Raw genomic sequence first — 14,672 nt, forward strand, 5'->3', positions numbered from 1 at the left:
CGTGGGTCGACCAGGCGGCCCGCGCCGACGCCGAGGGCGACCTCGCGCGGTGGGCGCAGGGCATGTGCCCGGAGGATCTGCAACAACTCGCCGATCACCTCGTCGAGGTCATCGATCCCGACGGCGCCGAACCCGACCACGACACCCAACAAGCCAAACGCGGACTGAAGATGGGTCGCCAGCGCCGCGACGGGATGACACCGGTCAGTGGGCATCTCGATCCCGAGGCCCGCGCGCTGTTCGACGTCGTGTTCGCCAAGCTGGCCGCCCCGGGGCAGAACCTGCCCGCCGACCCCGCTGCCGCCGAGGCCAACAGCGCCGCAGCGTTCGGCGGTGATCCCCGCACCCGCGAGCAGCGCCAGCACGACGCGCTGAAGACCGCGCTACGCGACGTCGTCGGCTCCGGAATCCTGGGTCAGGTCAACGGGCTACCGGCCACCATCGTGGCCACCACCACCGTCGGCGACCTCGAAGCCGGAACCGGGTACACCCACACCGCGGGCGGCGCCCGGCTGCCGATCCGCGACCTGATCCGGATGGCCGGCCGGTCTCGGCACTACCTGGCCGTGTTCGACGACCATACCGAGGAAATCCTGTACCTCGGCCGCGCCCGGCGCTGCGCCACTACCGCCCAACGGTTCGCGCTGTTCGCCCGCGACAGGGGCTGCACCCGACCCGGCTGCACCGCCCCGGCCTACCAAACTCAAGTCCACCACGCCCAGCGCGACTGGGCCGCGGGCGGACGCACCGACATCGACGAACTGGCCCTGGCCTGCCAACCCGACAACAACCTCATCGAACAGACCGAGTGGACCACCCGCCGACGCAACGGCCGCACCGAATGGATCCCCCCACCCACCCTCGACACCGGCCAGCATCGCACCAACAACTACCACCACCCCCGCCGCCACCTCACCGACCGAGACGACGACGCAGAACCGGCATGACCGCCAGGGTGATTCGGTCGACACGATCGGGCGTACGCTGCAGCCATGAGCAGAGCGGTCGTCCGGGGCGCTGCCGCGTCGGTGGCCATGACGGCAACGGGTGTCGTTGCGGGCTACGGCTTCTGGATCGTGACGATGTTCGCGTTGATCCCGTTCCTGCTGTTTCTCGTCTTCGGTGTCGCACCGTTCGTCGCGTTGCTCTGCGCTGCCGCCATCGCGTGGTGCACGTCGCGGCGCCCATGTGCAGCGCCGGAATGGGCGCAGCGACACCGGCATGCGTTCTGGGTCGGCGCACTCGGCGTTCTCGCGTTCATCTGCGCGCAGACCGTGGTTCCGCTGCCGGGCAGTGAGCCGTTCTGGTGATGCAGATCCTCAGTCGATGAAGCGCGCCCGTACCTCGGGGGCGGGAATCGGACAGGTGTCGTGCCTGCCGAACACCCGGTAGCGGATCGAGGCGAACCAGTCGTAGAAGCGGTCGCGCGCGCCGGCGGGTACGGCCCGGCCGGCCAGGAACAGTTTCCACGGCCCGCCGAGGTAGTCGGCGACCCGTAGCATCCCGGCGGTCCGGACGGTGACGCGTTCGTCGGCGGTGCCCGGGTTCTCGACGAAGACCATCGAATCGACATCGCGCAGTTCAGGATGCCGGGCTATCACGCCCTCGGCGAAGTCGCCCTGCAGCGGCGCGAACCGCATCGAGCCGTCCCTGTCGTGGCGCAGGATCGTCTGGATGCCGCGATTGCAGATTCCGCACACCCCGTCGTAGAGCAGCACGGGTGCGGGCCTCGCGGTCTCGGTGCTGTCGGCGGCCGCAGCGCGCAATTCGTCAGCCACTGTGAGCTCCTTCCGTCTCCTACAAGAAGGATGCCCCGCTGGGCAGGGTGACAATCGGATCGGGCGTGTGATGTCGCCGACCGGCGCAGACTCATCGCCGGACCAGTGATCAGCCTTCTTTGCGCTTCCTGCGCTTGACGCCGACGCTGCCCCACAGCGAGAAGCCGCGCACCCGCACGCATGGGGCGCCGGGCGATCCCTCACCCTGAACGGCGTGGTCGAAGGAGCCCATCACGCCGACTCCGTGCAGGTCGACGTTCACCTCCGGCGGCACCAGGATCGTCTGCCCGCCGCAGATCGAGTAGGAGCGGATTTCGACCTCGGGCGCGGTGAAGTCGGCATAGCGCAGGTCGACCACTCCGCCGCCGAAGAGCGCGAATGTCGTCAGCCGTCGCGGGACGTTCCAGCGGCCGCGCCGCTCGAACCCGCTCATGATCGCCATCAGCACCGTCGACGGCGCCGGCCGGCACGGCCCTGATCCGCGTGGGCTGGTCATCGCGCCGGGGAGGTCGGCGCTCAGCAACGCCAACTCGTCGTAGGTCTTGGCGGCGTACGCCTTGGTGAGCCGACTCTCGTACTCGCTCATCGGCAGGCGACCCTGAGCAGCCGCGTCCGTCAGGAACTGCGCCACCTGAATGCGATCGGTGTCGGCAGCACGCGTGGAACCGTTTTGCGACGTTGGGCTGCTCATAACACCACGAGCCTACGACGAACACTGGTACATGCAAGGGTGTTGGCCGAAATGTAGTGTGACGGTTCTCGGCGAACCAGCTAGCCCATCGAACTATTTGCGGTTTCGCGCACGTGGCCCCGTAAAGAAGATTCGTTTTCGCTGCTGGTCAGCGGTCGATCGACGGTCCCGCCGTAACCCAGGACTCGTCACCGAGCCGGTGCGAAATCGGCCACACCCGGCGATGAACTGGTACGTCCGTACCGGTGATCACGGCTCCCACCTCGGCGGTCGCTTCTCCAGGAACGCCATCATGCCCTCGTGCGCCTCCTCGGAGACGAACAACTCCGCCGATTGCGCGGTCAGCGTCTCGGCGTCGCGGTCGAACGCCGCCAGGATCGCGGCCGTCGTCAACCGCTTCGACGCCGCGAGGCCCTGTGGCGAACCACGCCCGATCTCGGCGGCCAGCGCGCTCACCTCCGCCTCGACATCCTCGGCGGCCACACTGATCAGCCCGATCTCGGCGGCCCTCGCCGCACCGAATTTCTCACCCGTCACGAAGTAGCGCCCCGCCGCCCTCGGCGACATCTTCGGCAGCAGGGTCAGCGAGATGATCGACGGCGCCACCCCGATGCGCGCCTCGGTCAGCGCGAAGGTGCTCTGCGAGCCGGCCAGCACGATGTCGCACGCTCCGATCAGGCCCATGCCGCCGGCGCGGACGTGCCCGTCCACTGCGGCGATCACGGGGACCGGCAGTTCGAGGATCGCCCGCAGCAGATCGGTCATCTCCCTGGCCCGCCCGGCGGCGAGGTCGGCAGGGTCGCGGCCGGCCGCCTCGCTGAGGTCCGCGCCTGCGCAGAAGGTGCCGCCGGTGTGGCCCAGCACCACCACCCGCACGCCGGCGTCGGCCGCCGCCGCGCGCATCCCTTCGTGCAGACCGGCGACGAGAGCCGTGGACAGCGCGTTGCGGTTGTGCGGCGAGTCCAGCGTCAGCCGGGCGACGCCACCGTCGACCGCGTACCGGACCAGGTCACCCATCAGTACGACCGCGGCAGGCCCAGCGAGGTCTGCGCGACGAAGTTGAGGATCATCTCGCGGCTCACCGGTGCGATGCGGGCCAACCGCGACGCCGTCAGCACCGACGCGATGCCGTACTCCTTGGTCAGGCCGTTCCCGCCGAGGGACTGCACCGCCTGGTCGACCGCCCGCACCGACGCCTCGCCGGCGGCGTACTTGGCCATGTTGGCGGCCTCGGCGGCGCCGCCGTCGTCGCCGGCGTCGTAGAGACTCGCCGCCTTCTGCATCATCAGCTTGGCCAGCTCGATCTCGATGTGGTTCTGCGCCAGCGGATGCGAGATGCCCTGGTGCGCGCCGATCGGCGTCTTCCACACCTGGCGGGTCTTGACGTACGCGACGGCCTTGTCGATCGCGAAGCGGCCCATGCCGACCGCGCTCGCCGCACCCATGATCCGCTCGGGATTCAGGCCGGCGAACAACTGGGCGATCGCCGCGTCCTCGGAGCCGACCAGCGCATCGGCCGGCAGCCGCACGTCGTCGAGGAACAACTGGAACTGGAACTCCGGGCTGACGATCTCCATCGGGATCTTCGTGTAGCTCAGGCCGGGACTGTCGGTGGGCACCACGAAGAGCGCGGGCTTCAGGTTGCCGGTCTTGGCCTCCTCGGTGCGCCCGACCACGAGCACCGCCTGCGCCTGGTCGACGCCGGAGATGTAGACCTTCTGGCCGGACAGGATCCAGTCGCTGCCGTCGCGGCGCGCGGTCGTCGTGATCTTGTGCGAGTTCGAGCCGGCGTCGGGTTCGGTGATCGCGAAGGCCATGGTGATCGAGCCGTCCGCGATGCCGGGGATCCAGCGCTTCTTCTGGTCCTCGGTGCCGTACTTCGAGATGATCGTGCCGTTGATCGCGGGGGACACCACCATCATCAGCAGCGCCGAACCGCCTGCGGCCATCTCCTCCATCACCAGTGCCAACTCGTACATGCCCGCGCCGCCGCCGCCGTACTCCTCGGGCAGGTTCACCCCGATGAAGCCGAGTTGTCCGGCCTCGCGCCACAGTTCGTCGGTGTGCTGGCCCGCGCGGGCCTTCTCCAGGTAGTAGTCCTGGCCGTAGTTGGCGACCATTGCGGCGACGGCCTTGCGCAGCGCCTGCTGTTCCTCGGTCTCGACGAATCCGGTCATGCTTCTCCTCCTGCGGTCTCGTCCGGCGCGGACACCCGCGCCAGCACGGCGCCCACCTCGACCTGCTGGCCGGGTTGGACGTTCAGTTCGGCGAGCACACCGTCGCCGGGCGCGGCCAGCGTGTGCTCCATCTTCATGGCCTCCAGCCACACCAGCGGCTGACCGGCGGTCACGGTGTCGCCCACCGCGGCGCCGACCCGCACCACCGAACCGGGCATCGGCGCCACCAGCGAGCCGTGCGCGATCGCGGCGCCGGGATCGGGGAAGCGCCGCAGCGCGACGAGTTCGGTTGCGCCCTGCGGTGAGTCGACGAACACGGCGTCGCCGTAGCGGGCGACATCGAATGGCCGCTCGACGCCGTCGACCTCGAGCACCACCCGCCCCGGCGTCGCGGACACCAGCGCCACGTCGTCCTGATCGGGCAATTCGACGGCGCCGCGGCTGAAGCGGTACCGCACCTCGTGCTCGACGTCGGCCGTGTCGCGGTAGCGCCTCACCTGGTAGCCCGACGCCAGATTGCGCCAGCCACTCGGTGCAGCGGCGAATGCCGTGGCGGCACTGCGGTTGCGGGCTGCGTCGGCCAGCGAGGCGGCGACCGCCGCCAGTGCGGCCGTCCGGTCGTCACCCGGTGGCGCGGCGAGCCCGGCCAGGCCGTGGGTGTCGAAGAACGCGGTGTCGGTCGCACCGTCGACGAATGCGGGGTGACGCAACACGTTGACCAGCAGGTCGCGGTTGGTGCGGACGCCGTGCAACCTCGTACGGGACAGCGCGTCGGCCAGGATCGCCGCGGCGTGCCGACGGGTCGGCGCAAAGGAGATGACCTTGGCCAGCATCGGGTCGTAGAAGATCGACACCACCGAGCCGTCGACGATCCCGGTGTCGACCCGCACCCCCGCCCGCGTCAGCCGGTCGAACTGCACCGGGGCGCCGGGCACCTCGAACCGGTGCACCGTGCCTGCCTGAGGCTGCCAGTTCTTCGCGGGATCCTCGGCGTAGAGCCGGGCCTCGATCGAATGCCCCTGTGCGGCGGGCGGTTCGGCGGGCAGCCTGCCGCCGTCGGCGACGAGGAGCTGGAGTTCGACGAGGTCGAGTCCGGTGGTGGCCTCGGTGACGGGGTGCTCGACCTGCAGGCGGGTGTTCATCTCGAGGAAGAAGAAGTCACCCTGCTCGTCCGCCATGAACTCGACGGTGCCCGCCCCGGTGTAGCCGATCGCCTCGGCGGCCAACCGGGCCGCCTCGAACAGCTTGTCCCGCATGCCGGGAGTGCGTTCGACGAGCGGCGACGGCGCCTCTTCGATGATCTTCTGGTGCCGCCGCTGAATGGAGCATTCGCGTTCGCCGACAGCCCACACCGTGCGGTGCGCGTCGGCCATCACCTGCACCTCGACGTGGTGGCCCGCGGCCAGGTAGCGCTCGCAGAACACCGTCGGGTCGCCGAACGCCGACTGCGCCTCCCGCCGCGCCGCCTCGACCTCGCCCGGCAGGTCGGGCAGTTCGCGGACCACGCGCATGCCCCGGCCACCGCCACCGGCGGACGCCTTGATCAGCACCGGGAGCTGGGCGGCCGTCACGGTGTCCGGATCGAGTTCGTCGAGCACCGGCACGCCGGCGGCGGACATCATCTTCTTGGCTTCGATCTTGCTGCCCATCGCCTGCACCGCGGCCACCGGTGGGCCGATCCACGTCAGGCCGGCGTCCTGTACCGCGGCCGCGAAATCGGCGTTCTCCGAGAGGAAGCCGTATCCGGGATGGACGGCGTCGGCGCCTGCGGCCTGCGCGGCGGCGATGAGCTGGCGGGCGTCGAGGTAGCCGGCCGGAGCCGCCCGGCCGGCGACATTGGGCGCCGTCCCCTCCAGCCGCACCCGGGCGTCGGCCTCGGCGACATGCGGGGCGGCGGCGTCGGGATCGGTGTAGACCGCGACGGTGCCGATGCCAAGGCGTCGGCAGGTGGCGAACACCCGGCGGGCGATCTCGCCGCGATTGGCGACCAGAACTCTGGTGATCATGCGCTCACATCCTGAAGACGCCGAAGTTCGACGTCCCCTCGATCGGCCCGTTCGCGATGGCGGACAGACACATTCCCAGCACGGTTCGGGTGTCGCGCGGGTCGATCACGCCGTCGTCGTAGAGCCTGCCGGACAACACCATCGGCAGCGACTCCGCCTCGATCTGGCCTTCGATCGCCGCACGCAGGGCGGCGTCGGCCTCCTCGTCGACCTGCTGGCCGCGGGCTTCGGCGGCGGCGCGGCTGACGATCGAGAGCACCCCGGCCAGCTGTGCACCGCCCATCACCGCCGACTTGGCCGACGGCCACGCGAACAGGAACCGGGGGTCGTACGCGCGGCCACACATGCCGTAGTGACCTGCGCCGTAGGACGCGCCGATGAGCAGTGAGATGTGCGGGACGGTCGAGTTCGAGACGGCGTTGATCATCATCGACCCGTGCTTGATCATCCCGCCCTCCTCGTACTGCCTGCCCACCATGTAGCCGGTGGTGTTGTGCAGGAACAGCAGTGGTGTATCGGCGCGGTTGGCCAGCTGGATGAACTGGGTGGCCTTCTGCGACTCCTCGCTGAACAGCACGCCGCGCGCGTTGGCCAGCATGCCGACCGGGTATCCCCACAGCGTGGCCCACCCGGTCACCAGCGATGACCCGTACATGGCCTTGAACTCGTCGAACTCCGATCCGTCGACGATGCGCGCGATCACGTCGCGGGGATCGAACGGGATGCGCAGATCGGGCGGCACGATGCCGAGCAGTTCCTCGCTGTCGAACAGCGGTTCGCGCACGGTGGCCGGCGCCGGCCCCTTCTTGCGCCAGTTCAACCGGGCGACGATGCGGCGACCGATGCGGATGGCGTCGAGCTCGTCGGCGGCGAAGTAGTCGGCCAGACCCGATGTGCGGGCGTGCATCTCGGCCCCGCCCAGCGACTCGTCGTCGGACTCCTCACCGGTGGCCATTTTGACCAGGGGCGGGCCCGCCAGGAAGACCTTGGACCGCTCTTTGATCATCACGACGTGATCGGACATGCCCGGGATGTAGGCGCCGCCGGCGGTGGAGTTGCCGAACACCAGCGCGATGGTCGGGATGCCTGCCGCCGAGAGCCTGGTCAGGTCGCGGAACATCTGCCCGCCGGGGATGAAGATCTCCTTCTGCGTGGGCAGATCGGCGCCGCCGGACTCCACCAGCGAGATCACCGGAAGGCGGTTCTGCAGCGCGATCTGGTTGGCGCGCAGGATCTTCTTCAACGTCCACGGATTGCTGGTGCCGCCCTTGACCGTCGGGTCGTTCGACACGATCAGGCATTCGGTGCCCTCGACCGCGCCGATGCCCGCCACCACGCTGGCGCCGACGGTGAAGTCGCTGCCCCATGCGGCGAGCGGGCTCAACTCCAGGAACGGCGAATCGGGGTCGACCAGCATCTCGATGCGTTCCCGGGCGGTCAGCTTGCCGCGGTCGTGGTGGCGCTTGACGTACTTCTCGCCGCCGCCGGCGAGCGCCTTGGCGTGCTCGGCGTCGAGTTCGGCGAGTTTCTCGGTCATTGCCGTGGCGGCCTCGGCATAGGCCGGCGACGCGGCGTCGAGCGTCGAGCGAAGGGCCGTCATGACTGGTATCCCAGCGTCTTGGCGGCCAGCGAGGTGAGGATTTCGGTGGTTCCGCCGCCGATGCCGAGAATCCGCATGTCCCGGTACTGCCGTTCGACCTCCGACTCCGTCATGTAGCCCATCCCGCCGAACAGCTGAACGGCCTGGTTGGCCACCCACTCGCCTGCCTCGACGGCGGTGTTCTTGGCGAAGCACACCTCGGTGATGAGGTTCGGGTCGCCCGCGAGCTGGCGTTCCACCACGCTGTGCGTGTAGACGCGGGCCACGTCGACGCGGCGGGCCATCTCGGCGAGCGTGTTCTGCACGGCCTGCCGGGAGATCAGCGGCCGCCCGAAGGTCTCCCGGTCGCGACACCACTGCACCGTCAGGTCAAGGCAGCGCTGACCGCTGGCGTAGGCCTGCGCCGCCAGGCCGACGCGCTCGGAGACGAACGCCGCGGCGATCTGGAAGAAGCCGCTGTTCTCGGCGCCGATCAGATTCTCCACCGGCACCCGCACGTCGGTGTAGGCGAGCTCGGCGGTGTCCGAGGAACGCCAACCCATCTTGTCGAGCTTGCGGGTCACCTCGAACCCCGGTGTGCCCTTGTCGACGACGATCAGTGACACGCCCGCGGCGCCCGGCCCGCCGGTGCGTGCGGCGGTCACCACGTAGTCGGCGCGCACGCCGGAGGTGATGTAGGTCTTGGCGCCGTTGATGACGTACTCGTCGCCCTCCCTGACAGCGCGGGTGGTCAGGTGCCCGACGTCCGACCCGCCGCCCGGTTCGGTGATCGCGAGCGAGCCGATCTTCTCGCCGCTCAGCGTCGGACGCACGTACGTGTCGATCAGCCGCTCGTCGCCCGAGGCGATCATGTGTGGCACCGCGATCCCGCAGGTGAACAGCGAGGCGAACACGCCGCCGGGCGCGCCGGATTGGTGCATCTCCTCGCAGATGATCACCGCGTCGGCGCCGTCGCCACCGCCGCCGCCGACCGCTTCCGGGAAACCGGCGCCCAGTAAGCCGGCCTCGGCGGCCTTGCGGTGCAGGTCGCGGGGCAGCTCGCCGGCCTTCTCCCACTCGTCGACATGCGGCAGTACCTCGCGTTCGGCGAACGCGCGCACCGTCTTCCGCAGCGCCTCGCGCTCAGGCGTGGTCCAGATGCTCATGACAGGAACTCCTCCGGGATGTCCATGTGTCGGCTGCGCAACCATTCGCCCAGCCCCTTGGCCTGCGGGTCGAAGCGGGCCTGGTAGGCCACGCCCCTGCCGAGGATGTCCTCGATGACGAAGTTGACGGCGCGCAGGTTGGGCAGCACGTCCCGGGTGACCGGCAGGCCGGCCGCCTCGGGGAGCAGCTCGCGCAGCCGGTCGGTGGTGAGTTCGTCGGCGAGCCAACGGAACTGCTCGTCGGTGCGCACCCACACCCCGACGTTGGCACTGCCGCCCTTGTCGCCGCTTCGGGCGCCGGCGATCGCGCCGAGCGGCAGGCGGCGCGTCGTCCCGCGCTCGCCTGCAGGCACCTGCGGGTCGGCCACCGGTTCGAGGACGAGGGTCTCGGCGGCCGGTGATATGTCGGTGCGGCTGCCGTCGGCGTGCACGGCGACGTGGGGCACCGCGCCGGCGTCGACGAAGCCCGCGGTGAAGACGCCGTACACCTGACCCTCAGCGGGAGGGGCGGTGGTGGTGAATCCCGGATAGCTGGCCAGCGCCAATTCGACTGCCGCCGAGGAGAACCGGCGTCCGACGTTGGCCGGATCGGGGTCGCGGACCACGCAGCGCAGCAGTGCGCTGGCCGCCTCCTCGGTGTTCGCGTCGGCGTGGTCGGTGCGCGCCAGCGTCCATTCCAGCTCCGCCGGCTTGACCGTCAGATTTGATTCCAGCTGGCGGCGGACCAGCTCGGCCTTGGCGTCGATGTCGAGACCCGTCAGCACGAACGTCATCGCGTTGCGGAACCCGCCGACGCTGTTGAGCGACACCTTGAGCGTCGGGGGAGGCGGTTCCCCTCTGACGCCGTCGATCCGGACCCGGTCGGGGCCGTCGTCGGACAGCCGCAGCGAGTCGACGCGCAGGGTGACATCGGGATTGGCGTAACGCGCGCCGCCGATCTCATAGAGCAGTTGGGCGGTCACGGTGCCGACGCCCACTGCGCCGCCGGTGCCGGGATGCTTGGTGATCACCGAGGAACCGTCGGCGTGGATCTCGGCGACCGGGAAGCCTGCCCGGAGGAGGTCGGGGACCTCGGTGAAGAAGGCGTAGTTGCCGCCGGTGGCCTGCGTCCCGCATTCGATCACGTGTCCAGCGGCGACGGCCCCGGCCAGTGCGTCGTAGTCGTCGCGGGCCCAGCCGAAGTGTGCCGCGGCCGGGCCGACGATCATCGAGGCGTCGGTCACCCGGCCGGTCACCACGACGTCGGCGCCGCGGTTCAGGCAGTCGACGATGCCCCAGGCGCCCAGGTAGGCGTTGGCCGCCAGCACTTCACCGAATCCGAGTTCGCCGGCGCGGCCGACGAGGTCGTCACCCTCGACGTGGGCGACGTTCACCTGCAGGCCGAGCCGATCGGCGAGGTCGCGCACCGCGGCCGCCAGACCCGCAGGGTTGAGTCCGCCTGCGTTGGCAACGATCCGCACGCCCTTGTCGACAGCCGTTCCGAGGCAATCCTCGAGTTGGGTCAGAAAGGTCTTGGCGTAGCCGCGGTCCGGGTTCTTCGCCCGGTCGCGTGCCAGGATCAGCATCGTGAGCTCGGCGAGATAGTCGCCGGTGAGATAGTCCAGATCGCCGCCGTCGAGCATCTCCCGCATGGCGGCCAGCCGGTCGCCGTAGAACCCCGAGCAGTTGCCGATGCGCACCGGATCAGGCACTGCACTCCCTTGCTGTCGCGCGAGCCGACGACCATCGCCGTCGATGACCAACCAACCGGTAGGTTAGCCGGTACTTCGGGTACCGCGTCAAGGGCGTGGACGCAGTATTCGTGTTCCGGACCCCGCGGCCCTGCCTCGATACTTGACGAGTGGAAATGCGTGTCGCCTGGGGTGTCGTCGGCCTGCTGTGGGTGATGTGCGGGGTGGCCGTGGCCTTCAGCCCGCCCGTCGAGCAGACCGACGGCAGCGCGTGGTCGCCGCTGTGGGGCTGGCTGATCGTCGCCGCGGGCGTGTTCCTGCTGGCACTCGCCGCAGGAATACTCCCGCGGACGCACAACGGCCGGCATTCGAACGGGCTGACGGCCAGGTCCGAGCGCGGCATCGAGTTCCGGATGCTCTTCTCGGTCGTGGTGGGGGTGGTGTGCGGCGCGGGTTTCATCTGGATCGGCGTGGACAGCGGCGAGGTCGCCGTGACCAGCTACGGCGTCGTCATCCTCAGCCTGGTGGTGTTCGCGGTGCCACGCATCGTCGACTCGATCCACCACCTGCAGGACAGGTGATTTTGGAGGCTGACCAGCGCACCGGCTATCCTTGACGACAATTGCCTGCGCCCCGGCCGTCCCGGGACCTGCCTGGCACTACCCGCAAGAGGAGAAGTCTCGATCATGGCCGTTCCCAAGCGCAGAATGTCGCGTTCGAACACCCGCAGCCGTCGCGCGCAGTGGAAGGCGACGAGCACCGGTCTGGTCGGCGTGACCGTGGCCGGTCAGCAGCACAAGGTGCCGCGTCGCCTGCTCAAGGCCGCCCGGCTCGGCCTGATCGACCTCGACCGCCGCTGACCGAGACCGCACCGAGTTCTCCGGCGCGCCTCTCAGTTCGCTCTCAGGCGTCGGGGTGAGACTGGGGCTGTGCGCATACTTGTCGTCGATGACGATCGCGCGGTGCGCGAATCGCTGCGCCGGTCCCTGTCTTTCAACGGTTACACCGTCGCCCTCGCCCAGGACGGCGTCGAAGCGCTCGACGTGATCGCCAACGACCGGCCCGACGCCCTCGTACTGGACGTGATGATGCCGCGGCTGGACGGGCTGGAGGTCTGCCGGCAGCTGCGCAGCACCGGTGACGACCTGCCGATCCTGGTGCTCACCGCGCGGGACTCGGTCTCCGAGCGGGTCGCCGGCCTCGATGCCGGCGCCGACGACTACCTTCCCAAACCGTTCGCGCTCGAGGAGTTGCTCGCGCGGATGCGGGCGTTGTTGCGACGCACCGGACCCGAAGACGGCGTCGACTCGCCCGCGATGACCTTCCTCGATCTCAGCCTGGACCCGGTCACCCGTGAGGTCACCCGGGGCCAGCGCCAGATCAGCCTGACCCGCACCGAGTTCTCGCTGTTGGAGATGCTGATCGCCAATCCGCGTCGGGTCCTCACCCGCAGCCGCATCCTCGAGGAGGTCTGGGGCTTCGACTTCCCGACTTCGGGCAATGCCCTCGAGGTGTACATCGGCTACCTGCGCCGCAAGACCGAAGCTGAAGGGGAACCGCGACTCATCCACACCGTGCGCGGCGTGGGCTACGTCCTGCGCGAAACCCCGCCCTGATGTCGTTCTTCACCCAGAACACCTCGTGGCGGCCACCGTCGCCGCCGAGTACCAGCTCACTGTCGCTGCGCTGGCGGGTGATGCTGCTCGCGATGTCGATGGTGGCGATGGTCGTCGTGCTGATGGCCGTCGCGGTGTACGCGGTGGTGTCCCGCGCGCTCTACGACGACCTCGACAACCAGCTGCACAGCAGGGCCAGGCTGCTGATCGAGAGCGGCTCGCTGGCGGCCGACCCGGCCAAGGCCATCGAGGGCACCGCCTACTCCGACGTGAACGCGATGCTCATCATCCCGGGGCGGGTGAAGTACACCGCCAACCAGCAGGGCCAGACACTGCCGTTCGGCTCTGCCGAGCAGGACGTCGTCTCCGGGGAACTACTGCTGTCGATGCGCACGGCCAACCATCAGCGTGTGCTGGCGGTGCACCTGGCCAACGGCAGCTCGCTGCTGCTGTCCAAGAGCCTGGCGCCGACCGGTCAGGTGCTGCGGCGGCTGGGCACGGTGCTGCTCATCGTCGGCGGCATCGGGGTCCTGGTCGCCGCGATCGCGGGCGGGATGGTGGCCCGCGCCGGGCTGAGACCGGTGGGGCGGCTGACCAGCGCGGCCGAACGGGTGGCCCGCACCGATGACCTCCGGCCCATCCCGGTGTATGGCAGTGACGAATTGGCCAGGCTGACAGAGGCTTTCAACCTGATGCTGCGGGCGCTGACGGAGTCCCGCGACCGGCAGGCGCGGCTGGTGTCCGACGCCGGCCATGAACTGCGCACCCCGCTGACCTCGCTGCGGACCAACGTCGAGCTGCTGATGGCCTCGCAGGTACCCGGTGCCCCGCGGCTGCCCGAGGAGGAGATGGCCGGCCTGCGCGCCGACGTGATCGCCCAGATCGAGGAGTTGTCCACCCTCGTCGGCGATCTGGTCGATCTGACCCGCGACGAGGCGGGCGGCGTGATGCACGAGCCCGTCGAGCTGGCCGAGGTCGTCGACCGCAGCCTCGAGCGGGTGCGGCGACGGCGAAGCGACGTCACCTTCGACGTGCTCGCGCAGCCCTGGCAGGTGTACGGCGACGCCGCCGGGTTGGGCCGAGCTGTGCTGAATCTCCTCGACAACGCCGCCAAGTGGAGCCCGCCGGACGGCCGGGTCACCGTTCGGCTCACCCAGATCGACCCGGTGCACGCGGAACTGGTGGTCGCCGATCAGGGGCCGGGGATCCCGCCCCACGAGAAGCCTCTCGTCTTCGAGCGGTTCTACCGGTCGACGGCGGCCCGCGCCATGCCGGGCTCGGGGCTGGGACTGGCGATCGTCAAGCAGGTGGTGCTGAAGCACGGTGGAGCGGTCCGGGTGGACGACGCGGCGCCGGGCGCCGACCCGCCCGGGACGGCGTTCCGGGTGGTGCTGCCTGGCCGACCGGTCGCAGATGCGACGATCCAGTCATCACCGATCCCGGCGACACGCCCCGCCGGCCGCGCGGGAAAACGCGCGACCGGAGCCGAGAATGTGTGATCGACGCGACACGGCGCACGCCAAGTCTCGGCCGGCACCGAATCATCTCTAAGTGGATTCTCAGCCCACGTGGGCACTGTGAGCCTACGAAGCGCGTTGGAGAAGTTGTCGGATCCCTTCACGAGGAAGAGCTCACCAGCGAATGACGAACCACCCGAGGTACTCGCCACCGCAGCCGGGCCGTGCGCCTGGTGGTAATGAGCCCGCGGCGCCCGGATACCCGGGGGCGCACCGGCCGGATCCGTACCGCCAGCAGACCCATCAGCAGTCCTACGACTGGCGCTACGCCACCCAGCAGGCCGGCCAGCAGCAGTTCCGCTCGCCGTACGACCCGTACCGCTCCGCGCCAGCGGCCGTGCCGGCCAACCCGCCCCGGAAGCGTTCCCGCGCAGGGATGTTGACTGCCGGCGCACTGGCGATCGCCGTCGTGTCGGCGGGCGTCGGCGGCGGCGTCGCGGTGCTGGCCCAGCCCGACAGGCCGAGCCTTGGT

Annotated in this window: 14 protein-coding genes and 1 pseudogene; 7 read left to right on the forward strand and 8 right to left on the reverse strand. The window is 69.7% G+C overall.

What is annotated here, in order from left to right:
- Positions 1-947, forward strand: a 947-nt coding sequence (locus tag Q2100_RS19915; protein WP_302915452.1) for an HNH endonuclease signature motif containing protein, incomplete at its 5' end; no start/stop codon positions are given.
- Positions 948-992: 45 nt separating this feature from the next.
- A complete protein-coding gene (locus Q2100_RS19920) occupies positions 993-1,310 on the forward strand; it encodes a hypothetical protein (protein WP_302915453.1) in 318 nt (105 codons plus the stop codon).
- 9 nt (positions 1,311-1,319) lie between these two features.
- On the opposite strand, the gene Q2100_RS19925 is transcribed toward Q2100_RS19920, so the two are convergent.
- The 8 genes from Q2100_RS19925 to Q2100_RS19960 all read right to left on the reverse strand — a co-directional run bounded on the left by Q2100_RS19925 (position 1,320) and on the right by Q2100_RS19960 (position 11,028).
- A complete protein-coding gene (locus tag Q2100_RS19925) occupies positions 1,320-1,778 on the reverse strand; it encodes a thiol-disulfide oxidoreductase DCC family protein (RefSeq protein WP_302915454.1) in 459 nt (152 codons plus the stop codon).
- A 109-nt stretch (positions 1,779-1,887) separates the two neighbouring features.
- Positions 1,888-2,469 (reverse strand): DUF1707 SHOCT-like domain-containing protein, encoded by a 582-nt coding sequence (locus Q2100_RS19930; RefSeq protein WP_264013241.1) that lies wholly within the window; start codon positions 2,467-2,469, stop codon positions 1,888-1,890.
- A gap of 249 nt (positions 2,470-2,718) precedes the next feature.
- Positions 2,719-3,486, reverse strand: coding sequence for an enoyl-CoA hydratase family protein (locus Q2100_RS19935; RefSeq protein WP_302915455.1), 768 nt, complete (start codon positions 3,484-3,486; stop codon positions 2,719-2,721).
- Positions 3,486-4,646, reverse strand: coding sequence for an acyl-CoA dehydrogenase family protein (locus tag Q2100_RS19940; protein ID WP_264013239.1), 1,161 nt, complete (start codon positions 4,644-4,646; stop codon positions 3,486-3,488). The genes Q2100_RS19935 and Q2100_RS19940 overlap by 1 nt, the downstream gene beginning before the upstream one ends.
- Positions 4,643-6,652 (reverse strand): ATP-binding protein, encoded by a 2,010-nt coding sequence (locus Q2100_RS19945; protein WP_302915456.1) that lies wholly within the window; start codon positions 6,650-6,652, stop codon positions 4,643-4,645. Before Q2100_RS19945 ends, Q2100_RS19940 begins: the two co-directional genes overlap by 4 nt.
- A gap of 4 nt (positions 6,653-6,656) precedes the next feature.
- Positions 6,657-8,252 (reverse strand): acyl-CoA carboxylase subunit beta, encoded by a 1,596-nt coding sequence (locus tag Q2100_RS19950; RefSeq protein ID WP_302915457.1) that lies wholly within the window; start codon positions 8,250-8,252, stop codon positions 6,657-6,659.
- Positions 8,249-9,397 (reverse strand): acyl-CoA dehydrogenase family protein, encoded by a 1,149-nt coding sequence (locus tag Q2100_RS19955; RefSeq protein ID WP_302915458.1) that lies wholly within the window; start codon positions 9,395-9,397, stop codon positions 8,249-8,251. Before Q2100_RS19955 ends, Q2100_RS19950 begins: the two co-directional genes overlap by 4 nt.
- Complete coding sequence (locus tag Q2100_RS19960) at positions 9,394-11,028, reverse strand: acyclic terpene utilization AtuA family protein (protein WP_407667661.1); 1,635 nt, start codon at positions 11,026-11,028, stop codon at positions 9,394-9,396. The genes Q2100_RS19955 and Q2100_RS19960 overlap by 4 nt, the downstream gene beginning before the upstream one ends.
- Before the next feature lie 209 nt (positions 11,029-11,237).
- On the opposite strand from Q2100_RS19960, the gene Q2100_RS19965 reads away from it, so the two are divergent.
- The 5 genes and pseudogenes from Q2100_RS19965 to Q2100_RS19985 all read left to right on the forward strand — a co-directional run.
- Positions 11,238-11,648 carry a hypothetical protein gene (locus tag Q2100_RS19965; protein ID WP_302915460.1) on the forward strand — a complete coding sequence of 137 codons (411 nt, stop codon included), beginning with the start codon at positions 11,238-11,240 and terminating at the stop codon, positions 11,646-11,648.
- A gap of 105 nt (positions 11,649-11,753) precedes the next feature.
- Entirely contained in the window at positions 11,754-11,927 is a 174-nt protein-coding gene (gene rpmF, locus Q2100_RS19970; protein ID WP_264013234.1) for a 50S ribosomal protein L32, read from the forward strand.
- Between the two features lie 69 nt (positions 11,928-11,996).
- Positions 11,997-12,683 carry a response regulator transcription factor gene (locus Q2100_RS19975; RefSeq protein ID WP_264013233.1) on the forward strand — a complete coding sequence of 229 codons (687 nt, stop codon included), beginning with the start codon at positions 11,997-11,999 and terminating at the stop codon, positions 12,681-12,683.
- Positions 12,683-14,182 carry a HAMP domain-containing sensor histidine kinase gene (locus Q2100_RS19980; RefSeq protein ID WP_302915461.1) on the forward strand — a complete coding sequence of 500 codons (1,500 nt, stop codon included), beginning with the start codon at positions 12,683-12,685 and terminating at the stop codon, positions 14,180-14,182. Before Q2100_RS19975 ends, Q2100_RS19980 begins: the two co-directional genes overlap by 1 nt.
- Before the next feature lie 142 nt (positions 14,183-14,324).
- Positions 14,325-14,672: pseudogene (locus tag Q2100_RS19985) on the forward strand (peptidase S1); the annotation flags it as partial.

The organism is Mycolicibacterium arseniciresistens (assembly GCF_030519285.1).
Classification (GTDB): domain Bacteria; phylum Actinomycetota; class Actinomycetes; order Mycobacteriales; family Mycobacteriaceae; genus Mycobacterium; species Mycobacterium arseniciresistens.

Coding starts and splice junctions, on each gene's coding strand:
- Q2100_RS19960 (WP_407667661.1), bottom strand. CDS start 11,028: ATGCGGGAGATGCTCGACGGCGGCGATCTGGACTATCTCACCGGCGAC.
- Q2100_RS19955 (WP_302915458.1), bottom strand. CDS start 9,397: ATGAGCATCTGGACCACGCCTGAGCGCGAGGCGCTGCGGAAGACGGTG.
- Q2100_RS19940 (WP_264013239.1), bottom strand. CDS start 4,646: ATGACCGGATTCGTCGAGACCGAGGAACAGCAGGCGCTGCGCAAGGCC.
- Q2100_RS19920 (WP_302915453.1), top strand. CDS start 993: ATGAGCAGAGCGGTCGTCCGGGGCGCTGCCGCGTCGGTGGCCATGACG.
- Q2100_RS19935 (WP_302915455.1), bottom strand. CDS start 3,486: ATGGGTGACCTGGTCCGGTACGCGGTCGACGGTGGCGTCGCCCGGCTG.
- Q2100_RS19945 (WP_302915456.1), bottom strand. CDS start 6,652: ATGATCACCAGAGTTCTGGTCGCCAATCGCGGCGAGATCGCCCGCCGG.
- Q2100_RS19950 (WP_302915457.1), bottom strand. CDS start 8,252: ATGACGGCCCTTCGCTCGACGCTCGACGCCGCGTCGCCGGCCTATGCC.
- rpmF (WP_264013234.1), top strand. CDS start 11,754: ATGGCCGTTCCCAAGCGCAGAATGTCGCGTTCGAACACCCGCAGCCGT.
- Q2100_RS19980 (WP_302915461.1), top strand. CDS start 12,683: ATGTCGTTCTTCACCCAGAACACCTCGTGGCGGCCACCGTCGCCGCCG.
- Q2100_RS19930 (WP_264013241.1), bottom strand. CDS start 2,469: ATGAGCAGCCCAACGTCGCAAAACGGTTCCACGCGTGCTGCCGACACC.